26 protein-coding genes and 1 pseudogene are annotated in these 22,983 nt (G+C 39.9%); 3 read left to right on the plus strand and 24 right to left on the minus strand.

The annotated features are described in order from the left end of the window. Nucleotides 1-108, plus strand: a complete 108-nt coding sequence (locus BLR15_RS11950; RefSeq protein WP_092987822.1) for an IS3 family transposase — start codon at nt 1-3, stop codon at nt 106-108. Nucleotides 109-169: 61 nt separating this feature from the next. On the opposite strand, the gene BLR15_RS11955 is transcribed toward BLR15_RS11950, so the two are convergent. From BLR15_RS11955 to lepA, 21 genes and pseudogenes are all read right to left on the minus strand, one after another. Further along, a complete protein-coding gene (locus BLR15_RS11955) occupies nt 170-937 on the minus strand; it encodes an ABC transporter permease (RefSeq protein WP_092987824.1) in 768 nt (255 codons plus the stop codon). Beyond that, nucleotides 934-1,812: an ABC transporter ATP-binding protein gene (locus BLR15_RS11960; protein ID WP_092987826.1), complete on the minus strand. Its 879-nt coding sequence runs from the start codon at nt 1,810-1,812 to the stop codon at nt 934-936. The genes BLR15_RS11955 and BLR15_RS11960 overlap by 4 nt, the downstream gene beginning before the upstream one ends. Nucleotide 1,813: 1 nt before the next feature. Further along, nucleotides 1,814-1,945 carry a PLDc N-terminal domain-containing protein gene (locus BLR15_RS11965; RefSeq protein ID WP_092987867.1) on the minus strand — a complete coding sequence of 44 codons (132 nt, stop codon included), beginning with the start codon at nt 1,943-1,945 and terminating at the stop codon, nt 1,814-1,816. A gap of 67 nt (nt 1,946-2,012) precedes the next feature. Continuing rightward, nucleotides 2,013-2,915, minus strand: a complete 903-nt coding sequence (locus tag BLR15_RS11970) for a hypothetical protein (RefSeq protein ID WP_245696784.1) — start codon at nt 2,913-2,915, stop codon at nt 2,013-2,015. 3 nt (nt 2,916-2,918) lie between these two features. Beyond that, a pseudogene (locus tag BLR15_RS14490) lies at nt 2,919-3,101 on the minus strand (helix-turn-helix transcriptional regulator); the annotation flags it as partial. Between the two features lie 131 nt (nt 3,102-3,232). Beyond that, nucleotides 3,233-3,964, minus strand: a complete 732-nt coding sequence (locus BLR15_RS11975) for a YwiC-like family protein (RefSeq protein WP_092987830.1) — start codon at nt 3,962-3,964, stop codon at nt 3,233-3,235. Between the two features lie 118 nt (nt 3,965-4,082). Next, the gene (locus BLR15_RS11980; protein WP_245696786.1) at nt 4,083-4,361 is read right to left on the minus strand and encodes a GNAT family N-acetyltransferase; all 279 of its coding nucleotides are present in this window, start codon (nt 4,359-4,361) and stop codon (nt 4,083-4,085) included. Nucleotides 4,362-4,455: 94 nt separating this feature from the next. Continuing rightward, nucleotides 4,456-5,148, minus strand: coding sequence for a hypothetical protein (locus BLR15_RS11985; RefSeq protein ID WP_092987832.1), 693 nt, complete (start codon nt 5,146-5,148; stop codon nt 4,456-4,458). Nucleotides 5,149-5,159: 11 nt separating this feature from the next. After that, nucleotides 5,160-6,170, minus strand: a complete 1,011-nt coding sequence (floA, locus tag BLR15_RS11990) for a flotillin-like protein FloA (RefSeq protein ID WP_092987834.1) — start codon at nt 6,168-6,170, stop codon at nt 5,160-5,162. A 24-nt stretch (nt 6,171-6,194) separates the two neighbouring features. Then, nucleotides 6,195-6,878, minus strand: coding sequence for an NfeD family protein (locus BLR15_RS11995; RefSeq protein ID WP_092987836.1), 684 nt, complete (start codon nt 6,876-6,878; stop codon nt 6,195-6,197). A gap of 136 nt (nt 6,879-7,014) precedes the next feature. Then, nucleotides 7,015-7,191: a 30S ribosomal protein S21 gene (rpsU, locus tag BLR15_RS12000; RefSeq protein ID WP_052256435.1), complete on the minus strand. Its 177-nt coding sequence runs from the start codon at nt 7,189-7,191 to the stop codon at nt 7,015-7,017. A gap of 100 nt (nt 7,192-7,291) precedes the next feature. Further along, complete coding sequence (gene deoC, locus BLR15_RS12005; protein ID WP_092987838.1) at nt 7,292-7,957, minus strand: deoxyribose-phosphate aldolase; 666 nt, start codon at nt 7,955-7,957, stop codon at nt 7,292-7,294. 19 nt (nt 7,958-7,976) lie between these two features. After that, entirely contained in the window at nt 7,977-9,329 is a 1,353-nt protein-coding gene (gene mtaB, locus BLR15_RS12010) for a tRNA (N(6)-L-threonylcarbamoyladenosine(37)-C(2))-methylthiotransferase MtaB (RefSeq protein ID WP_092987840.1), read from the minus strand. A gap of 77 nt (nt 9,330-9,406) precedes the next feature. Beyond that, nucleotides 9,407-10,132 carry an RsmE family RNA methyltransferase gene (locus BLR15_RS12015; RefSeq protein ID WP_092987842.1) on the minus strand — a complete coding sequence of 242 codons (726 nt, stop codon included), beginning with the start codon at nt 10,130-10,132 and terminating at the stop codon, nt 9,407-9,409. Nucleotides 10,133-10,136: 4 nt separating this feature from the next. Next, entirely contained in the window at nt 10,137-11,069 is a 933-nt protein-coding gene (gene prmA, locus BLR15_RS12020; RefSeq protein ID WP_092987844.1) for a 50S ribosomal protein L11 methyltransferase, read from the minus strand. A 2-nt stretch (nt 11,070-11,071) separates the two neighbouring features. Beyond that, the gene (dnaJ, locus tag BLR15_RS12025; RefSeq protein WP_092987846.1) at nt 11,072-12,199 is read right to left on the minus strand and encodes a molecular chaperone DnaJ; all 1,128 of its coding nucleotides are present in this window, start codon (nt 12,197-12,199) and stop codon (nt 11,072-11,074) included. An 83-nt stretch (nt 12,200-12,282) separates the two neighbouring features. Further along, nucleotides 12,283-14,121 (minus strand): molecular chaperone DnaK, encoded by a 1,839-nt coding sequence (gene dnaK / locus BLR15_RS12030; protein ID WP_092987848.1) that lies wholly within the window; start codon nt 14,119-14,121, stop codon nt 12,283-12,285. Nucleotides 14,122-14,173: 52 nt separating this feature from the next. After that, nucleotides 14,174-14,788, minus strand: a complete 615-nt coding sequence (gene grpE / locus BLR15_RS12035; protein ID WP_407927605.1) for a nucleotide exchange factor GrpE — start codon at nt 14,786-14,788, stop codon at nt 14,174-14,176. Next, nucleotides 14,781-15,767: a heat-inducible transcriptional repressor HrcA gene (gene hrcA, locus BLR15_RS12040; RefSeq protein WP_092987853.1), complete on the minus strand. Its 987-nt coding sequence runs from the start codon at nt 15,765-15,767 to the stop codon at nt 14,781-14,783. The genes grpE and hrcA overlap by 8 nt, the downstream gene beginning before the upstream one ends. Nucleotides 15,768-15,854: 87 nt before the next feature. After that, a complete protein-coding gene (hemW, locus tag BLR15_RS12045; RefSeq protein ID WP_092987855.1) occupies nt 15,855-16,973 on the minus strand; it encodes a radical SAM family heme chaperone HemW in 1,119 nt (372 codons plus the stop codon). Nucleotides 16,974-17,018: 45 nt separating this feature from the next. Beyond that, nucleotides 17,019-18,842, minus strand: coding sequence for a translation elongation factor 4 (lepA, locus tag BLR15_RS12050; RefSeq protein ID WP_092987857.1), 1,824 nt, complete (start codon nt 18,840-18,842; stop codon nt 17,019-17,021). 159 nt (nt 18,843-19,001) lie between these two features. On the opposite strand from lepA, the gene rpsT reads away from it, so the two are divergent. Further along, the gene (gene rpsT / locus BLR15_RS12055) at nt 19,002-19,247 is read left to right on the plus strand and encodes a 30S ribosomal protein S20 (protein ID WP_092987859.1); all 246 of its coding nucleotides are present in this window, start codon (nt 19,002-19,004) and stop codon (nt 19,245-19,247) included. Between the two features lie 30 nt (nt 19,248-19,277). Here the strand turns inward: rpsT and holA are convergent, their stop codons facing one another. Then, the gene (holA, locus tag BLR15_RS12060) at nt 19,278-20,240 is read right to left on the minus strand and encodes a DNA polymerase III subunit delta (protein ID WP_092987861.1); all 963 of its coding nucleotides are present in this window, start codon (nt 20,238-20,240) and stop codon (nt 19,278-19,280) included. 94 nt (nt 20,241-20,334) lie between these two features. Here holA and BLR15_RS12065 point away from each other — a divergent pair, with 94 nt between their 5' ends. Next, nucleotides 20,335-20,478, plus strand: a complete 144-nt coding sequence (locus BLR15_RS12065; protein ID WP_092987863.1) for a YqzM family protein — start codon at nt 20,335-20,337, stop codon at nt 20,476-20,478. 3 nt (nt 20,479-20,481) lie between these two features. Here the strand turns inward: BLR15_RS12065 and BLR15_RS12070 are convergent, their stop codons facing one another. Next, nucleotides 20,482-22,590: a DNA internalization-related competence protein ComEC/Rec2 gene (locus BLR15_RS12070; RefSeq protein WP_143003985.1), complete on the minus strand. Its 2,109-nt coding sequence runs from the start codon at nt 22,588-22,590 to the stop codon at nt 20,482-20,484. Nucleotides 22,591-22,724: 134 nt separating this feature from the next. After that, nucleotides 22,725-22,983: ATP-binding protein (locus BLR15_RS12075; RefSeq protein ID WP_143003986.1), on the minus strand; the 259-nt coding region annotated here is incomplete at its 5' end.

Consider the following 22,983-nt stretch of genomic DNA (forward strand, 5'->3'; position numbering starts at 1 on the left):
TTGGAAAGCGATATCGAGCAGTATATTGAGTTCTATAATCACAAACGTTTACAAGCACAATTAAACAGCCTGGCACCGGTAGAATTTCGGGCACAGGCTGCTACATAACTGTTTTATTATTTTAGTGTCTACTTGACGGGTGGCGGTTCACCCCTGAACAGCCTTAATATCAAACCAATGTTTTTTTATTAAAAATAAAAATGCTCAATATGAAAACAAGTATAGAGGCTGAGAGTGTGACAGCCACAGGTGTAAGTGTATCGCTTAAATCCTTCTCCCCGATGATCAACTCCATATTCAAGGAAAGCAAATGCTGAGGTACAAACATTTCTATACTTGGAAATACTGTGAGTATCATCATGACGACTACTACTCCTATTATGGAAAATATCACCGCTATAAAATTTTTAAAAGCAGCGGAAAATAAAAATATCAGACTGATCAGGAATATTCCATAAAGCCATGTTGTGGATAATGCTGCCGGCAGATGATGAACTGTTTCATCAAAAAAGTATACTGTATATAAATAAGTGATCATGGCACTCATAAAATAAATAACAGTCCATATAATCAAAATGAATAATACCTTTGACAGTACAACATTATGCCGCTTCAAACCCTTTGTTAATAGATTGATCAGTGTCCGCCTGGAAATCTCGTTGGTCAATATACCACCGAATAACAACAGAAATACGATAAAGCCAAGCTGGTTGATGTGGCTGAAGAACTGCATATATGACTGGTCAGCGGTCGGTTCGGGTATCACCATTTCAATGCCGGAGTCCACGACTGCCGACTCCAGGATATCAGGCATTATGAGAACAATAAACGGACTGAGTACACCGATGATTAAAAAAGTGATAATGATTGCAAGCAGTTTAAAAGTTTTCAAAGATTCCACAAGCTCTTTATTCAGCAGTGTCATTATCTGATTCACCGTGTCACCTCCAAATAAATATCTTCCAGAGATTTTTTGGAAAGCTCGAGCTGGGACGGCTGAATGTCCAGTGTATAAAGCAGTTGATAAAGGTCGCGTAAAGAAATATCAACTGCCCGATAATTATCACCTTGTAAATGCGATAACTCGATTCTCTCAGACAAACTTTTGTATTCATTGCTGTCCAACTTGAGATCAATCCCCTTATCACCAAAATCAGTTTTAGATAAATCAATTTCCTTCACTATGTTGCCTTCGTATAAAATACCGGCGTAATCACTGATTCTTTCAACATCTGTCAGAACGTGTGTTGAGAATATCACCGTTGTTTCTGCAGTGATATCTTTTAATATCTTCAGCAGCTCCATTCTTCCTTTTGGGTCGAGTGCACTGGTCGGTTCATCGCATATCAGAAGTTCAGGCTGATGTATCAGTGCCTGGGCCACACCAAGTCGTTGCTTCATACCGCGTGAGTAAGCCTTGATTTTTGAGCGCTCACCCGACAATCCGACAATACTAAGCAAGTAATCGATACGTGATTCTCTTTCATTTTTCTTTAAATCCGTCAGCTTTGCACATAATCTCAAATACTGTGGCGCAGTCATATAATTATAAAATTCAGGAACATCCGGTAAATAGCCGATATATTTGTTGGTCTCTGTATTACCAAAATTGACTTTTTCACCGCATACATAAATATCCCCGCCATTCGGTTCCAGTTGTCCAAGAATCATATTCATGGTCGTAGTCTTACCTGAACCATTACTCCCTATAAAACCGTATATTTCATTTTCCCTGACAATTAAACTTAAGTTGTCAATCACATTTTTATCATTGAATGATTTCGACAAGTTTTCTATTTTTAATATATCCATATTATCTTCTCTCCAATATAAAATATAATACCGGACCGATAATATTGAGCAGCAGCACAATAACTATCCAGATTATTTTATTAAAATATTTGAAATGAGTCTGTCTGATGATCAGCACAAGCGCTGTAATCATCAAAATCACCTGCAAAAGAATAAGCGGTATAAGAAATATGATCCAATCAGATTCTGACAACACGGTATCACGCCCCTACTATATTTGATAAATCATGAATGATATTTTTAAATTCTATAGTATCTTTAATATGTTCGAACTGCGGATTCGACCTGACCTGAATCAGCACCTGACGCTTGAATGTAGCGATATTGAGAGGTGCATTGTTTCCGAGGTCAAAATCTTTGATCCAATCATCTATTTCATCAAAAAAATCATCTCCATGCAGGTAATAGTTTTCCATCATATTTTTAACGATTTTATTAAAAGATTTCAAGTAAGCTATGCAGCTGTACAGTTCATCTCTTTTGTATATTGCACTGGCCAGATAAAAGTTCATCATCGAATTCGGATGGAGATTATTTAGATCGAAAGTCTGCGCTATTTTTAATCCCCTGTCTATCAATTGATCAGAATTACTATGCACCTGATGCTGAATCATTACTGTCAGGCTATTCATAATAAAAATGATATTTTGATAGACTTCAGCCTGCAACGTTTGGTTCGCCTGCATCCGCTCATCCTTCTGTAAATAAGATAATGATAATACTATATTGGCCGGTAATTTTGGCAGCCGCGCACCCTCCAGAAGTTCTATTACACTGTCATTTTGACCACGCTGCAAATAAATGGATGCCAAAAGGAAAGTTGCCTGCTCTTTTTCAAAAAGTGAATCGGAATGTTTTATTATACGACTGATATATTTTACAGCATTATCCTGGACAACTTTGGATTGAGGTTTTAACTGATGATGGTTCATTAAAAGTACACTGAACTGTAATAATAAACTGTAATCATTAAAATGTTTTTTTGCATATTCATCCACTTCAGCAACCGTAAAATCAAAAGGTTCGGTGGAAAATCTTCTTGAATAAAAGTGATAAAGTCTTTTAATATCTTCTTTGGTATGTTTTACCGAACTGTTCACCAATTCATCAATCGTCGTGTTAAACAGCTTGGACAGCTGTATAATGTAAACTACCTCAGGTATACTGTGGCCCTTTTCCCATTTCGAAATTGCAGCTTTACTGATATTAAGAAATTCCGCGACATCACTCTGTGTATAATTTAACTGTTTACGATGATTCTTTATTTTCTCTCCTATTAAAATATCGATGTGAAGCCCTCCTTATACATATTCTATAACAGTAAAAAGTGAATTTATACTTCTTATTTAGAAATTTTCATAATATAAATCAACCTATGGTTGACTTATAGACATTAAAAAAGGACCTCAAAAGGGTCCTTTTAAATAATGATATTCAAATATATAATTACCCACCCACTGATCCAGAGCACATGAAATATTTCCATAATCCCGAGCTTTTTCGGCGTCCATCCTCTGTCATAAACACCCACCGCCCTGATAATACCGATTAAGAAGGCGATACCCAGTGTGTAGTGCCACAGCAGCATGCCGAGAAATAACACTGCATGATATATGTATGAAGCATTGCGGTATCTGATATTCTTCCGTTCTCTGACTATCGTCTTCACGACCAGTGCCGAACCGACAAAGTAAAATAAACTGACAAGAATTACAACAGTAATGCCAAGTGTCCATTCATGAGTGTTTAAATAGGCAATGCCCCCGCCCGCAATCGAAAATATGAGAATGGCTACAATGTCATTAATGATATTTCTTTCGTCCCTGATCATTGAAAAATAACTTGTTATCGCTCCTAATGGCATCATCGCCAAAAAGAAATAAATGATCCGGTACTCAACAAACAATGGATAGATGAACAGGAGGACAGCAATTGCTCCAAACATCCCGGCTGCTTTCAAATATCCGTACTCCTTTTTCCTTTTCATCCGTTTAATGAACATCAAAACATGATCTGCTGCAAAAAACATGAGCATCCAGCCGATTCCGTACAATATTTGTGACGGGTGAAATCCTCCTGCTGCAATACCAAGAATAAGCGGCATGAACATCATTGCCCACGCACCGTGTTGATTTTGTTTTTTGAATTTCATAATGTCACCTCTTAACACTATTATAAATTAAAAATAATCATTCATAATAATGCTTTTGGTACATTTTTGTGAATAATTAAACATAAAAAATAAGCTCAATATAAATGAGCTTATTTTTCTACTTTATCATTTTTTTCGTATCTTCCTCACGCTCCATGACTGCTCTCGCAAATGGGCACTCCGGAACGATTTTCTTATCTTCGTCTTTGGCATACTCGATGACCATATTGACGAGCGTGCTGCCGACGCCCTGGCCGCTCAGCTGATTGGCGACTTGTGTACTGTCAATGATCAGATCACCGTCATCGTTGACTTTATAAGAAACGTAAGCTTCAGGGTTTAATTCATCCTCACCTACGAAAAACATATTCTCGCCTTTCTTAATATCTATATCCACTATTCACACCTCCTGCTTAATACTTCTATTCTCTTCATTGTACTATTTAAAACATAAAAAACACATATCAATAAATTGATATGTGTTTTGAATACTATCTTTTCGACTTGGGTTTACCTAAAATCTCATTAAAAATAATACCGTTAACAACAGCTTTTCTGTCGAATGTAAGATCTCTTGAAGTGAAACCTTCACTCTTCTTTTTGTCGCGTTCGTGCATTTCTGTGCGTTCATCACCATATGTGTAGCGTGCTCTTTCGGTAATTTCTCTGCCGATGCCTTCAGCGGACCCAGCCACTTCAACATCATCTTTCGCATCATGCGCACCGGTATATACACTGTCTCTCGCTCTTGATGCTCTTTCAGGCTGTCTTCTTTCAACCGGTTTTTTATCTTCATACGTTTTATTCTGAGATCTTTGACGCATAGAAGGCCTTTGTTTCTCACGCTGTCTTCTGTCCTCAAGATTTTGACGCTCTTCTTCCACCCGTCGTTTTATGTTTTCTTGTGACATTTTGCGGGATTGGCTTTTCGTCTCTGTTTCTGGTTCGCCCATCGTCTTATCGTATTCTTTTTTGAATTCACGTTTCAATTCGTCAAAAAGACCGCCTGACTGTTCTCTTTCCGGTTCATTATTAGCCGGTCTGCGACGTGGCGCCGCACGTCCTGGCCTTTCCATTTTACTCGGGTCGATATTTCTTTTGCCTTTACTCTTGTCACCTTTACTGGCTATGACAGAGTATATTACGCCGCCTGCAAATATTAATAGGGGCAGTAACGCTTCCATAACATCACGACCTATTCTTCATCTTCATTATAACGAGTCGGATTAGTCATCTTATTGATAGAATCTCTCATACTGGTGTCTGCTTCGACATTTTTCAAATCGTAATACTCAGTGACACCAATATTGCCGTCTTCAAGTGCTTTAGAAAATGCAAGTGGTACTTTAGATTCTGCTTCAACCACTTTCGCTCTCATTTCTTGAACGCGGGCTTTCATTTCCTGCTCATGGGCAACAGCCATTGCACGGCGTTCCTCAGCTTTTGCCTGTGCAATGTTCTTATCAGCTACAGCTTGCTCAGTCTGCAGGTCAGCACCAATGTTTTTACCGATATCCACATCTGCGATATCTATGGATAAGATTTCAAAAGCAGTACCGGAATCCAGCCCTTTGGCAAGTACTGTCTGAGAAATCCGATCTGGGTTTTCAAGTACATCTGAATGTTTCTTCGAAGAACCTATAGTGGATACAATACCTTCACCTACACGTGCCACAATCGTATCTTCTCCTGCACCACCAACGAGACGGTCGATATTTGCACGTACTGTAATACGTGCTTTCGCTTTAACTTCTATACCGTCCATTGCCACACCTGCTATAAACGGTGTTTCAATAACTTTCGGGTTTACACTCATTTGAACTGCTTCTAAAACATCACGGCCTGCAAGGTCGATAGCCGCACAACGCTCAAATGTTAAATTGATATCTGCACGGTGAGCTGCAATCAGAGCATCAACCACTCTGTCAACGTTACCTCCTGCGAGGAAGTGAGCCTCGAGCTGATTCGTATTCAAATCAATACCCGCTTTATCACCTTTAATCATCGGCTCAATGACACGTTTCGGTTTAACACGTCTTAGACGCATACCTACCAATGTGAATATTCCCACTTTGACTCCGGCAGCAATTGCTGAAATCCATAAACCGACCGGGACAAATGACAGGATAAATGACAATACGATAAAGATTACAACAATTAAAAATATGACTGTTAATAATCCACCGGATATAAACATTAGATCCATGTAAAACTCTCCTTTAAATTAGTGTTATTCTTCAATAGGACGGACAACGACTCTGGTTCCTTCAACATGTATAACTTTAACTTTCTTATCCGCTGTAATAAAAGACCCTTCAGCAACAGCATCTATTCTTTCCTCTCCGTAACGTATCGTTCCTGATGGTCTGAGCGGTGTAACAGTAATTGCTGTTTCACCAACTAAATGTGAACGATCATCAAATGATGTGTATCCGGATTCTGTATCTGTCGCTTCATTCAGAATCAATCTGTTTAAAAACGGAATTTTTCTTTTCTTAGATTTGATAAGCCCCACCACCATAAAGGATGCAATAATAATTATAATCAGCAGAAAAATTGAATACATAATCATATTTCCGCTGACAAGGACAATACTGAGTAGCAGTAGAATGACCCCAAGTATTCCCAAAAAGGTACCGATTACAAAAAACTCTATAATAATCAAAAATGCACCGAGTACAAATAATGAGAGCGCCAGGAGATTACTGCCTTCTATAAGTAAATGCCCGGAGAAAAATAAAATAATAGCAGCGATAGAAAGTAAACCATAAAAATTGAATTGTTCAGAAAATAGTTGCATTACCAGTCCGATAATGAAGACAGCTAGTAATATAAAGGCAATTACAGGCATAGTAATAACATCCCTGAATGTATTCACAATATTTCCTATCAAAAATGTATCAATTATCGCCATGTAAATCCCCTCCATTTTCATTATACATATAAAAGGTATAAAAATAAATATACTGTGCTATTACGTATGAAAAAAGACAGTACTATATAAAATAGTACTGTCTTTAAATATGATAAATTATCCGAGGGAGGATATATTATCTAAATTTACGTTTCCTTGCTGCTTCAGACTTCTTCTTACGCTTAACACTAGGTTTTTCATAAAATTCTCTTTTACGGGCTTCCTGAATTGTGCCGTTTTTTGAGACATTACGCTTAAAACGTCGTAGTGCATCTTCAATAGGTTCGTTCTTCTTAACGTTTGTTTTAGTCATAAATTTCCCTCCCTCCGAATAAACAAAAGGCTAATCTGAACATAGCATTACTATGTACTCAAATATTATAATATAAGTAACTTTTTAGGTCAACTTAATTTTAATAATTTGATTCAGATATACCGCCTGTAACAATTTCAATACCGCTGGATGCGCCGATGCGTGTTGCACCGCTCTCGATCATTTTCATGGCATCTTCAGCTGAACGGACACCGCCGCTCGCTTTAACGCCCATTTCTTCACCGACAGTCATACGCATTAAAGTCACGGCTTCAACAGAAGCACCTTCGCCGTTGAAACCTGTGGATGTTTTTACGAAATCTGCGCCGGCTTTTTTACTCAATTCACTCGCTTTGACAATTTCATCGCTGTCGAGGAGCGCACTTTCAATGATTACTTTAACCAGTGCATTCGTTCCTGCAGCATCGCACACTGCTTTAATGTCATTGAATACCAGGTCATCGTTGCCTGATTTCAGTGCACCGATATTGATGACCATGTCCACTTCATCCGCACCATTCTGTATTGCATTCATTGTTTCGAATGCTTTCACTTCAGATGTTGCAGCACCGAGCGGGAATCCTATGACAGTACATACTTTAACGTCAGTGTCCTGTAAAAGATCAGCCGCAGTCTGAACCCATGCCGGGTTGATGCACACACTGAAAAAGTCATATTCTTTTGCTTCCTTACATAACTGGAAAATCTCATCCTGGGTCACGGCAGGTTTCAATAATGTATGGTCGATATACTTTGAAACTTTCATAATGTTACCTCCAAATAAACTATATTGTACGCTCAAGATAAGCATAATTTTTAACCATCGGCTTTTCCAGTATTTTGACAATTTCACCACGGCTCAAAGGATATCCGGGTTCAGTCACTTTTACTTTCACAAGTTCTCCGGTTAATGATTCGTCACCATCGATTTCTATTTTCATATAATTATCCGCATGTCCCACAAGTTTGCCGTCTTTAAACTCTTCAGGGATGATCTCCAGAACATCATCCTTGAAAAATTCAGCATATTCCAATGCAAGACGGTCTGACAGATCAATCAGTCTCTGGACACGCTCATTTTTCGTATCATTATCAATCTGGTCATTCATTTTAGCTGCAGGCGTTCCTGTCCTGATGGAGTAAGGGAAGACGTGGAGCTCTGAAAAATGATGTTTATTGATGAAGTCATAAGTTTCCTGGAACTCTTCTTCTGTTTCTCCCGGGAAGCCGACAATAACATCGCTTGTGATCGCTACATTCGGCATGATTTCTTTCAGTTTCAATATGCGGGATTCAAAGAATTCCATAGTGTACTTTCTTCTCATTCGCTTCAATACGGAATCACTGGCAGACTGTACAGGCACATGCAGATGTCTCACTATTTTGTTCGAGTGCCTGATTACATCCATGACTTCATCAGTCAGCTGGCTCGCTTCTATACTGGAAATTCTCAGACGGTTGAGTCCGTCGATTTCTTCCAGGTCTCTCAGAAGCTGTGCAAGGTTGTAATTTTTCAAATCTTCACCGTATCCACCTGTGTGGATTCCAGTGAGAACGATTTCCTTATAGCCTTCATCCACAAGATTTTGTGCCTGCTGGATCACTTTTTCCGGTTCTCTGGAGCGCATCAATCCACGTGCCCATGGAATGATGCAGAAAGTACAGAAGTTATTACAGCCTTCCTGTATTTTTAAAGTCGCACGTGTACGGTCTGTGAAATAAGGCACATCCATCTCTTCATATGTACGCTTTTTCATGATGTTTTTGACACCATTGATCGGCTGGCGTTCTTCGTGGTACTGGTTGACATAGCCGAGAAGTTTATCTCTGTCTTCAGTACCTATGATTATATCTACACCGGCTATATTCATAATTTCTTTCGGTGATGTCTGTGCATAACAGCCTGTAACAGCAATTACAGCATCCGGATTATTACGGATTGCGCGACGGATCACCTGACGGCTCTTCTTGTCACCGGTATTTGTCACAGTACATGTGTTTATGACATAGACATCGGCATTCTTTTCAAAATCTATGCGGTCATATCCATCATTTTTAAATATTTGCCACATCGCTTCTGTTTCATAATGATTCACTTTACAGCCCAGCGTATGGAATGCGATTGTTTTCTCATTCATATATATCAAATCTCTCTTAAAAATATTATGATAACATTAAACATAATATCATAATATATATGGTCCTTCAATCAGGCTCATTCATATATATAGCTCATTGAAGACAGAAAATACAGCGGTGCAGATTCGGCCCTCAGTATTCTAGGGCCGAGTCTGACAGTTTTTAATGCCGTATCAAAGCCGGCCTCACCTTCGGTCAGCCCGCCTTCGGGACCGAAGATGAATGCAAGAGATTCTCCATCCTTGAACTTTTCGAGCCTGTTCAAGGACAATGATTGATCATGGGCATTACCTTCGTAGGCAATGACGGTATGGTCGAAACCGGACAGGTCAAACTGCTTTAGCTTACCGCCGAAATGTATGTCCGGTATGACAGTCCGTTTGCTTTGCTCGCTGGCCTCTTTGATCACTCTTCTGTAGCGGATGAGCCTTTTATCTTTTTTCTTATCATCCAGTTTGACAATGCTCCGGTCCGCTTCATAAATGATGAATTCTGACGCTCCGAATTCTGTGGATTTTTGGAGCATCCACTCGAATTTCTCCCCTTTTAACATCGGACAGATGATTGTCACCCGGACAGGCATTTCAGAACTGTTCTCATATTTTTCAACCGGTAGATAAGTAACCGTCTGCTCTTCAATATTTATGATTTTACATAAATAAACATTCTTCATGCCGTCGACCATTTCAAATGTATCATCAACACGAAAACGCATCACATTTATAATATGATGCGTATCTTCGCCGGCTACTTCAAAAGTTTCATTAATATTCAATTGATCCTGTGTGAAATATCTCTGCATGAAATCATACCTTCTCTGCTAATATGCTTACCCAGCCGCCGTCTTCAAGAATTTCATTGATTTTAAAACCTGCTTCAGACATTTGGTCCACAATGTCATCCCTTTTTTCGACGATGATGCCTGAGGCGATAAAATGACCGCCGGCAGTTAATTTATCATATGAATCATTGATCATCTCTTCAATGATGTGCGCCAGAATATTGGCAATCACTATATCATACTGACCATTTTCATCTTTCAGTAAATCGCCGGTTTCCAGAATGATATCCTCTTCGCAGTCATTGATCTGAAAATTATCATATGCCACCTTGATGGACAATTCGTCGATGTCGGTCGCTTTGATGAATCTCGCCCCCATCAAATGTGAAGCGATTGACAGTATACCCGACCCGGTGCCGACATCAATGATTTTATGTTCAGGCTTCACGATGCCTTCTATAAATTTCAGGCACATGCTTGTAGTCGGGTGATCACCGGTGCCGAACGCCATGCCCGGGTCCAGCTTGATCAGCCGGTCTGCTTCCTCATAACTGTAATCTTCCATTTCCCATGAAGGGACGATGACAAATGTATCTGAAACCCTGAAGCTGTGAAAATACTTTTTCCACTCGTTCTCCCAGTCAGATTCCTCAATGACTTTTCGGTTGATGTCAATATCATCTTTTTCTGCGAGATCTGCCTGAGCAATATATTCCTCAATCTCTTTTAAACGGTCATCAATATTTTGTGTGTCATCAAAATAAACGACAAGTCTGATGTTTGAGTCCGGATAATCTCGTGGGTCGAGCCTGAATTTTTCGTCGAAATTATCCACTTTCTGCTTCAGTATATCTATTGAATGTTCTACGGAGACACCTTTGGATATCGTGTTGAGGAAGATGGAGAGTTTCACTTCATTTTCTTCAACGGTATGAATTGCAACTTCATGCCATTTCATTTTTAATCTCCTTTGAAGAAGCGTTTTGTACGGTCGAAAATATTCTCCTGCTGCTCATTGATCTTTTCGCCGCCCTGTTCAGCCAGCTTTCTAAAGATTTCAATTTCATCATCTGAAAGTTTAGTCGGTGTAACGACTTTAACAGTGATGAACTGATCTCCATAACCGTAGCCGTGAACATTTTTAACACCTTTTTCCTTCAACCGGAATCTTTTGCCGGTCTGTGTGCCGGCCGGTATCGTCAGCACCACTTCTGAACTGATTGTCGGTACTTTGACTTCATCACCCAGTGCGGCCTGCGCGAATGTGATTGGGAGTTCATAGTGGATGTCATCGCCGTCACGTGTAAATCTTGAATCAGGTCGAACCCGGAAAACAATATATAAATCGCCTGCAGGACCGCCGTTTACACCCGGTTCGCCCTGGCCCTGGACCCGGATCTGCTGACCGTTATCAACACCTTCAGGTACTGTCACTTCAATGTCCACATCTTTCGTAACTGTTCCCGTACCTTTACACTTGTTACAAGGATCTTTGATTTCCTGCCCCGTACCTTCACATGTCGGACATGTGCGCTCAGTCTGGATACGTCCGAATGGCGTATTCTGCTCCACAGCTACACGGCCTGCGCCGCTGCACATGCTGCAGGTTGATTTGGATGTGCCCGGTTTCGCACCGTTGCCATCACATGTATCACAAGTCACTTCTTTTTTGATTGTTATTGTTTTAGTGACACCGAATACAGCTTCTTCAAAATCCACTGTCATTGTGTACTGCAGATCATCACCTTTACGGGGAGCATTTGGATCAGCCTGACGGCCGCCGCCGAAAAATGAACTGAATATATCTTCGAAGCCGCCAAAACCACCTGAACTCTGGAAGCCGCCACCGCCGCCACCAAACTGTGATTTCATGCCTTCATGACCAAAACGGTCATATTGGGAGCGTTTATTTTCATCCGATAATACTTCGTATGCTTCTGCAACCTCTTTGAATTTCTCATCCGAACCTTCTTCCTGGTTGATGTCCGGATGATATTTCTTTGATAATTTTCGATATGCTTTTTTTATTTCATCTTTTGATGCACTTTTTTCTACACCAAGTATTTCATAATAGTCTCTTTTAGCCATCCAAATATCCCTCCAACTTCCAAATCATAACATTTAAAAAAGTCAAAGCCAAATGCAATTGGCTTTGACTTTTAATTCAGTGATTATTTTTTATCTTCTTCGTCATCATCGACTTCTTTGAAGTCTGCATCCACTACATCATTTTCAGAAGATTCGCTGCCTTCTGCATCTTCACCGGCCTGCTGTTCCTGGGCCATCTGTTCGTATAGTTTCATGGACATTCCCTGGACGATTTCCTCAAGAGCATCTTTTTTGGCATTGATCTCTTCCAAATCTTCGCCTTCCAGTGCAGTTTTGAGTTCTTCTTTTGCGGTTTCTGCTTTTTCTTTTTCATCCGCTTCAACTTTGTCGCCCAAGTCCTCGATTGTTTTGTCAGTTGTGAAGATCAGCTGATCGGCAGCGTTGCGTGTTTCAACTTCTTCACGGCGCTTCTTGTCTTCTTCTGCATTGTCCTCAGCTTCTTTAACCATTCTGTCGATATCATCATCAGTCAGGTTTGAAGAAGACTGGATGGTAATCTTCTGCTCTTTGCCTGTACCTTGATCTTTGGCAGTTACGTTAACAATGCCGTTTTTATCAATATCGAAAGTCACTTCGATTTGAGGTACTCCACGTGGAGCTGGCGGGATATCAGTCAACTGGAAACGGCCGAGAGTTTTGTTATCGCTTGCCATAGGACGCTCACCCTGCAATACGTGGATGTCTACTGCGGGCTGGTTGTCTGCCGCTGTCGAGAATGTCTCTGACTTGCTTGTAGGGATTGTTGTATTTCTTTCGATAAGGACAGTTGAAACATTACCCATCGTTTCAATACCAAGTGATAATGGTGTTACGTCTAGAAGTACAACATCTTTAACGTCTCCGGATAATACACCGCCCTGGATTGCAGCACCCATCGCTACGACTTCGTCAGGGTTTACACTGCGGTTCGGCTCTTTGCCGATCTCTTTTGTGATTGCTTCCTGAACAGCCGGAATTCTTGTAGAACCACCGACAAGTATTACTTCATCGATTTCATTTTTACTGATGCCTGAATCTTTGATTGCCTGTTTAGTCGGCTCCATTGAACGTTTTACAAGATCATGTGTAAGTTCATCGAACTTCGCACGTGTAAGTGATGTTTCAAGGTGAAGCGGACCAGCATCTCCTGCTGAGATGAATGGTAATGAGATTTGAGTTGAAGATACACCTGATAATTCTTTCTTCGCTTTTTCAGCTGCATCTTTCAGACGCTGCATTGCCATTTTGTCGTTCGATAAGTCGATGCCATTTTCCTTTTTGAAAGTATCCACCAGGTGCTCAATGATTACATCATCAAAATCATCACCGCCAAGACGGTTGTCACCTGCAGTTGCAAGTACATCAAACACACCGTCACCAAGTTCAAGGATGGATACGTCAAAAGTACCACCGCCAAGGTCAAATACCAGTACTTTTTGATCAACTTCCTGTTTGTCCAGGCCGTACGCAAGTGCTGCTGCAGTCGGCTCGTTAATGATTCTTTCTACTTCAAGACCTGAGATTTTACCAGCGTCTTTAGTTGCCTGACGTTCTGAGTCATTGAAGTAAGCTGGTACAGTAATAACAGCTTTCTCCACTTTTTCACCTAAATAGCTTTCAGCTGTTTCTTTCAAGTTTTGAAGAATCATCGCAGAAATTTCCTGAGGTGTATATTCTTTATCACCAATTTTTTCTTTATGGTCTGTACCCATATGTCTTTTAACTGACAATATTGTATCCGGGTTTGTGATTGCCTGGCGTTTAGCTACTTCACCAACCTGGATTTCATCATTTTTGAATGATACAACAGAAGGTGTCGTACGATTACCTTCAGCATTTTGAATTACTTTAGCTTCTCCGCCTTCGAGAACGGATACTACAGAGTTTGTTGTTCCTAGATCAATACCAATTACTTTACTCATTTAAAAATAGCCTCCATATATTAAATTATTTATCATATTAATTGTATACCTGTTACTCGCTGACTTTAACCATCGAAGGTCGGATCACACGGTCTTTCAACATATAGCCTTTTTGGAATTCTTCAATTACAACTCCTGACCCCTCTTTTGACGGTTCTGTCATTACTGCCTGGTGGACATTCGGGTCGAACTCTTTTCCTGTGGACTCAATGACGGTAATATCATGTTTGCTGAAGATATTGAGGAAATCATTATAAACCATCTCTACCCCTTTTTTCAAAGAAGCAAATGCCTCGGTTTCTCCTTCAATGTCCATCGCTCTTTCCAGGTTGTCAATTACAGGCAGAAGATCTTCTGTAAATTTTTGTTCTTTGTACTTATTATTAAGATCAATTTCCTGTTTGTTACGGCGTTTGAAGTTTTCAAACTCCGCATAGAGTTTCAAATATTTGTCCTCCTGGGACTTCACCTCTTCTTTTAAATTGTCGATTTCCTGTTGGTGCGGATCAACCTCATCAGCCGTTTCTTCTGATACGGCGCTGCTTTCTGAATCAATCTCATTCTCAGCAGTTTCAGTCGACACCGAAGAATTGTCTTCCGACTTTTCTTCATTCGCCAGATTTTCATCCGGCTGTTGCTCTTTTTCATTATCGAACAAATTATTCACTTCCTTTTGTGCTCTGATTATTAATAGCATGTAATAGTTTGATCACTTTTTTATAACCCATCATTTCCGGACCGACAATCATCAGATTCCCTTCAAAACTCGCAATTTTCAAATTGGTGGTAATGATGGAAATTGAATGATAATCCTCAGGCAATTCATCTCCCAGATATACATTGACTCCTGATATTTCAGATACATCCACTATATTGTCCAGCTGTTTTGACTCCAGATCATCATAGAGCAATTGCAAAGTCATTGTATCTTCGCTGATCTGATGGATTAAATGATTAAATCCAGAATAACCGGTGAATTTTCTGGGCTCTTTAATATCATTACTGATATTATTAGCTACATTGACAATCATACGCTGTAATTCGGTGTTTTTTAATGATGTACGCAGCACCCGGGATAAGTTCTGTAATGGAGTATCTACGACGATCTGATTGAAATAGTTCGTCAGCAGTTCCAACGTTTCCAATGATACATCATAATCCATTTTGACCGGTACCTTTTTAATATTTCCGGAATCCAGAACAATGATCACCAACAGCATGATTTCACTTAAAGGCGTGAAGTAGATCGCTTTGACTATTTCATCCTTACCAAGAAATGATACTCCAGTCAAATAGTTGGTCCTGGTACTGATTTTTTCTGCGATGTTTCCGGACAGTTCTTCCGGCGTATGATGTTTTTGTAAATTGAGATGAACAGTTTCAGGTTGAGTTTCTTCATCTAACTTATCGCTTAACTTTTTAATATAAAACTTGAGTGCTTCTCTCGATGGCATTCTTCCTGCTGATGTGTGCGGTTTTGTTAAAAAGCCTGATGCCTCAAGTATAACCATTTCGTTTCTAACCGTAGCACTGGAAATATCAAGTTGATATTTTTGAATAATTTGTTTCGAACTAACGGGAACCATGGCGGCTAAAAATTCATCCACAATTAAAAATAAGATGAGTTCTTGCCTATTTGTAAGCATTGACTTCACCTCTTTAGCACTCCTCGTCTTCGAGTGCTAAATATAATTTATCAAATTGGTCAAAGTATGTCAATCATTAAACTCAATTTATGTGGACTTTAAAAATGACATGAAAACTTCATTGCCTACCATTCGGCCGCCTTCAGTCAGAGAGACGTTGATACCGTCATCTCTGATCCATTTCTTATCCTTGAGATAGTTCAACTCATCTTTATAATATTCATCAATGCTCATGCCATATCTATCCTTAAATCTTTCTTTTAAGACACCCTCCGTCATTCTGAGACCCAAGAACATTTCTTCTTCTATCTGTTCAACTTCTGTTAAAGATATCGTCTCTTTTACGACAGTATTATTTTCATTCATTGATTTAATATAATGAGGTACGGGTTTGATATTGTAATAGCGCTGATTGCCTACATAGCCATGAGCTCCTGCACCAGTTCCATAATAATGTTCATTCAGCCAGTACGTTTTATTATGAGCTGATTCAAATTCAGAAGTGGCGAAGTTTGAAATTTCATATTGAGGATACCCCAGCTCTCCAAGCCCTTCCATCACACGCTCATACTTTTCAGCTTCCACGTTATCATCGGCAATTTTAAGCGCACCTTTCTTAATTTGATTATAGAATACGGTGTGCGGTTCGATGATCAGTGAGTACCAGGAAATATGTTTGGGCTTCAACTGCTCAACATATTTCAGGCTCGTTTCAATATCATTCATCGTCTCACCCGGGAGATTGTACATCAGATCCATGGAATAGTTTGTAAGGCCGATTTTCTCCAGGTGATTGATACTTTTGAAAATATCATCAAAGTTGTGGCTCCTGTTCAGCACTTTCAAAATTTCATCATTGAACGACTGGACACCGAGACTGACCCTGTTCACCCCATAATTTTTAAGCAGATCGAGTTTCTCTGTAGTGACTTCGTCAGGGTTCGCTTCAAAAGTATATTCAGTTGAAACCGTGAATCTTTCTGCTATGAAGGACAATAATCTCTCAAGCTGTTTCGGACTGAGTGCGGTCGGAGTTCCGCCCCCCACATATATTGTTTCAAAATTTTTATGCTCCAGACTTTCAAGTTCCATTATCAATGCATCTATATATTCATCAACCGGCTGGTTTTTAATAAGCACTTTTGTAAAATCACAGTAAGTGCATATCCGGTTACAGAAGGGGATATGGATATACAAGCTTTTCATTTTAACACTTCCCAACAAAATTAAAAGCCACAAAATGTGGCTTTATCAATCTTCATCCATTTTCAGTACAGACAGGAATGCTTCCTGTGGTATCTCTACTGATCCTACAGATTTCATTTTCTTTTTACCTTCTTTTTGCTTCTCCAATAATTTACGCTTACGGCTGATATCCCCGCCGTAACATTTACTGAGTACGTTCTTGCCCATGGACTTTATATTCGTCCTCGAAATTATTTTCTGTCCGATGGCGGCCTGGACTGGTACTTCGAACTGCTGCCTTGGAATCAGTTTTTTCAGTTTTTCAACAATGATCTTTCCGCGTTCATAAGCGAAGTCGCGGTGAACAATGATGCTGAGGGCATCGACTTTCTCATTGTTCAACAGAATATCCATCTTAACAAGGTTGCTTTCCTTATAGCCTATGATTTCATAATCAAAAGATGCATATCCTTTAGTATTCGATTTGAGCTGGTCAAAGAAATCAAATACTATTTCGGACAGCGGGATTTCATATATAATGTTTACCCTTATGTCGTCCAGGTAATCCATCGTGATGAAATTACCTCTCTTTTTTTGACAGAGCTCCATTACAGCACCGACATAATCATTCGGCACCATTATCTGTGCTTTAACATAAGGCTCTTCAATGCGATCGATCTTTTGGGGGTCCGGCATTTGTGCAGGGTTGTCCACACTGACAATTGACCCATCGGTCATGGATACTTCATAAATGACTGATGGTGCCGTCGCAATCAGATCAATACCGAATTCCCTTTCTATCCTCTCCTGTATGATTTCCATATGAAGGAGACCCAGAAACCCCGTTCTGAAACCGAAACCTAAAGCCTGCGATGTTTCAGGTTCATACTGCAGGGATGAATCATTCAGCTCAAGCTTTTCAAATGCTTCCCTCAAATCATTATACTGGTTGGAATCTATTGGATACATTCCGCAGAAAACCATCGGATTCATGGTCTTATAACCTTCCAGAGGTTCTGCTGCCGGATTATCCGCATGTGTGATCGTATCCCCTACACGTGAGTCACCGACATTTTTAATGGCAGCAACTATGTAGCCGACATCACCGACCGATAATTCTTTTACCGGCATCGGTTTCGGTGTATTGATACCAACTTCAGCCACCTCGAAAGTTTTACCCGTTGCCATCATCTGGATTTTATCTCCAGGCTTAACTACACCGTCAACGATTCTGATCGAAGATATGACCCCTCTGTATGGATCATACATCGAGTCGAATATCAGTGCCTTCAGCGGAGCACTCACATCTCCGTCGGGCGGCGGTACCATGTCAACAATCGTTTCCAGTATATCTTCGATGCCTATATTCGATTTCGCAGATGCAAGCACTGCATCATCCTTATCCAGACCGATGATATCTTCCACTTCCTGCGCGACACGCTCAGGGTCAGCTGCAGGCAGGTCTATCTTGTTAATGACAGGCATAAGCTCAAGGTCGTTATCCAGTGCTAGATAGACATTGGCCAATGTCTGCGCCTCTATCCCCTGTGCAGCATCGACCACTAAAACCGCACCCTCACATGCTGCAAGTGAACGTGAAACTTCATAGGTAAAGTCTACGTGGCCCGGCGTATCTATCAGATGGAATATATAATCTTCCCCGTCTTTAGCAGTGTACTTCAATTGAACTGCATTCAATTTTATCGTGATGCCCCGTTCCCTTTCCAGGTCCATCGAATCAAGCAGCTGTGTTTTCATTTCCCTGTCAGCCACTGATTTTGTGTTTTCCAATATACGGTCGGCCAGAGTGGACTTCCCGTGATCTATATGGGCAATAATTGAAAAATTCCTAATTTTTTCTTGCCTTGCTATACGCTCATTATCATTCATTAATACCCAACTTTCTATACACTCGAATGTTAATATTATACCAATTATCATTATTATCTTCAATTCATTTCCGGCTTTATATTGCATAACACATTCTAATTTGGTAAAATACTTCTTGTTGCAATTAAAGTTGTACAACTAAATTGTGGAGGTGACGTTATGCCTAATATTAAATCTGCTATTAAAAGAGTAAAATCCAGCCAAAAAGCAGGAGATGCAAACATTGCTCAGAAGAACGCGATGAGAACTGCCGTTAAGCGCGCAGAAACTGCGAAAGCTGAAAATGCTGAAAATGTTGATGCACTCATTGCACACGCAGTTAAACATGTAGATAAGTCAAGTCAGAAAAACTTAATTCATGCCAATAAAGCATCACGTATGAAATCTAAATTAATGACTAAATAAAAACCTTCTTTTTCAAGAAGGTTTTTATTTTTATATTTCCATCACAAACAGTTCGAATAATGTATTTCTGCCCAGATAACTGGATTTGAACTTATAATCCATATTCCTGCATATGACCATCTTCTCCTCCAGTTTATCCTGGCGGTGTTTCCTCACTTCTCTCATTGCAAGCTTCACCCTGTACGGGTGGACCCTCAAATTTTTTGCAATATAATCCTGGGCGAACCCTTCGTTTGAAAGCAGCTTGACCTGATACAGCAGTCTGAACTGGCTGATGATCAGATGCAGCAACTGCATCGGTTCTTCTTTTTGCAGTATCAGCTGCCTGACCAGTTTTACAGCCTCATCTTTCCTGCCGTTCAAAACAAGTTCTGTAAGCTTGAATATATTCTGTTCCATGCTGATGCTTACAACATCGTCCACATCATCTGCAGTAATCGTATGATCTGTGTACAGGACGACTTTATCCAGTTCACTTTTGACGTTGGAATAACTTATGCCTGTCCTTTCTAGAAACATATCAAGAGCCATATCATCGATATTCATATTTTCTTCATTAAGAGAATCAATGATAAAAGCTCTTATTTCAGGTTCGGTCATCTCTTTTACCTCCGTGACCGCACCCTCTTTCTGAATGAGTTTCGTTATTTTCTTTCTCTTATCAAGCTGTTCATTAAACACTTTGAAGATCAGAAGCGTGTCGTCATTTTTATTTGTGAGATAGTCAATGAACAGATCAATGTTATGTTCAACATCACTTTTTGTTTTGGCACCTGTAAGAAAATATGCATCGTTAACTATAATCGCCTTTTTATCTGATAAAAAAGGCAGTGTCTGTGCTTCCTCGATCAAGTTTTCTACCGGCGTCTCCCTGTAATTCAAAGAGACCAGACTGAATTCATCAATTTCTCCGAGAAAATCTTTTGCCATTTTCCTGGCACTTTCTTCTATTCGTATAATATTTGTTCCATATATCACTTGGATTAAGTTCATTTTTTTCACTCCACATCAAATCATAAATCTATTATAGCTTTTATCAGGAAATTATCCTATAATAGATGTTGAATAGTTTAGGGGGTTTTTCTAAATGAATAAGTTCGAAAAAAATGTACAATCAAAAAATAATGACGTTGTGGACTCCGGTCTGGCATTTGTTGTCGGTTTCCTCGGTCTTACAACAATCTACGTTATTGCTCATGCATTTGAGATCGTCAGTAGATTGCTCGGGTAAATTTTATTCAGAGAGCTGATGGTTCAGCTCTTTTTTAATGCAATGATTTAATGCTTCATCCAATTTGGCCCGGACACACAGTCTATCACTTTTAATATTCAATTGTACCATTCCAGTATCTTTCGTACTCAGTATTTCAATCCCGGTCAGCCTGTCCAGCACATCCTGATGGGGATGGCCGTACTGGTTATCTTTTCCAGCTGAAACCAATGCGTAGGACGGGGATGCCGCTTCAACAATTGCCTTTCCCGTTGAAGTATCGGAACCATGATGGGCAAGTTTCAGTATATCCACCTGCAGATCATTTTTCTGCATGACCATATGTTCTTCCATCGCTTCGGTCATATCCCCTGTCATCAGAAAGCTGTACTGACCCAGTGTCACCTTCAACACTATCGAATGTTCATTCGAATCCTTCTCAGCACCGGGATAAGCTGCATCCAGATTCTCAATCAGGATGTTTCCGACATTTATCGTCGATATATCTTCAGACGGCAGCACATTCCCCTTGAAATCATTTTTTATAATATCATCTGCCCACTCGTCCAGTTTTGGATCTTCCATATTTACCATCAAATTTCTCACATTCTTCTTATTGATGACATCACCGGCTTCACCAACATGATCGATATCCATATGGCTTAAAACCAGCAGCTCGATATTGTCGATACCCCGTTCTTTCAAATATGGCAGAACCGTCTTCTCGGCAAGCATCGATTCCCTGTCGTCGAAAGTAAATACGCCCCCGGTATCGATCATCACCGTCTGGTCGCTTTTATGATCTTCGATTAAAAAAGCGTCACCCTGACCGACATCGATCATTGTGAATGTGAAATCCTCCCTGTCGGTGATATTTGCCGAGTATACTGTAACCACAAGTAACAGGCCGTAGACTGATAAACGCATATAATCAAGTTTACAAATGCTCCGGGCAATCAGGAATGTAAACGCTGCAATGCACATATAAATGAACTCCGGCAGATTTTTGACTGCATACCTGTGTTTGATCAGATTGGCGAGATAAGCAATCATCTCCTGCAGAAATGTGAAAGTAAAGTGATAGAAGTAATCTATAAATCCTATATTCGGCAATATCATCATAGCCTGGAATAAAATGACCATGGGAAATATGACAATCGAAAACAACGGCACGAAAAACATATTCATGATAATGCCGCTTATGCTGACTTCATTGAATTGTACAAGGATGATCAACAGCGTTGAAACTTCAGAAATCAAAGTGATCTGCAGAAGTTGTACAAAAGCCTTCTGCCCCTGTATAAACGGTCTGGCCAGCAGAATAAAGTAAGTGGTGATATATGATAATTGGTACCCTGCATGGAAGACTATATAGGGGTTTAGGAGGATTTGGACAATGGCTGATAACGAAATAATCATCAGATACGGTTTTTTATTGAAGAAGGATGTGACAATCAGCATCACAGCCATGAAAACTGCTCTGAAAACACTCGAACTGAAAATATTTATGAGAAGAAACGCCAAAAGTGAAATGATCAGCAGTATTTTGATTGTCCGGAGCGTCAGCCGCATTTTTCTGAATGCAAAATAAAGGAATGCACTGATGAATGCGACATGGGTGCCGGAAATGACATACAGATGATAAATCCCCAATTTCTGCAGCGAATCAAAAAACTCGCTTTCTATATAACTTTTGTTACCGATACTGAGTGTCAGAAGATCGAACCTGTAGTCGAATGAAGTATAGTTCAACAGCTTATCCATATACAAAGACCTAAAATGGGCAAGGTTCATTTTCACAGTCTTTTTCCCTGATGTACAATCTGTCCTATCCAGAGTATCTTCATAGATCCGGCCGCTGATCTGGTTTAAAGCCAGCTGCATGTAGTCGCTCCGCTTCAAGAAATTACGCTGCCCTTTAATATCGGCAACAGCAAATTTTCCTGTACATACTGTACCGATATCGGCTCTGCCGCCTTCATCAACAAACAATTCAAATGTCATTCCGTCGGCTTCGGCAAGGTAATGGATTTCATCACGGTAATATTTATAATCTGTGATCGTGAATTCATCAATATGTTCCACAGCTTCTGACACAGTCGGTTTTCCTGCATACAGCATGCTCACTGCCACTATAGATAAAAATAGGAAAATAATGGACTTCCGCTCAAACTTTCTATTACATGTCAACGGCAATTTAAAAATGTAGGTTTATGGCAATTTAGAAATGTCGGTTTTCGGCAATGCAATTTGTGGATGAATGTTGTCTAAGTTTGTTTCATTCGGTATGATTTACCTTTGATTTTATAAATCTTTACATGGTGTACCATTCGATCCAGAATCGCTGCAGCTGTTTCCGGACTCCTGAATAATTCACCCCATCCAGAAAGTGAGATATTGGTGGTGAAAATGGTTGAATGGGTTTCATACCGCATGTTCAGTAATTGAAAAATCAAGTCGGCTTCATGTCTCTGAATGGGCAAGTAGCCGATCTCATCAATGATTAACAGTTCATATCTGGCATAT

The organism is Lacicoccus qingdaonensis, assembly GCF_900101075.1.
Lineage (GTDB): Bacteria > Bacillota > Bacilli > Staphylococcales > Salinicoccaceae > Lacicoccus > Lacicoccus qingdaonensis.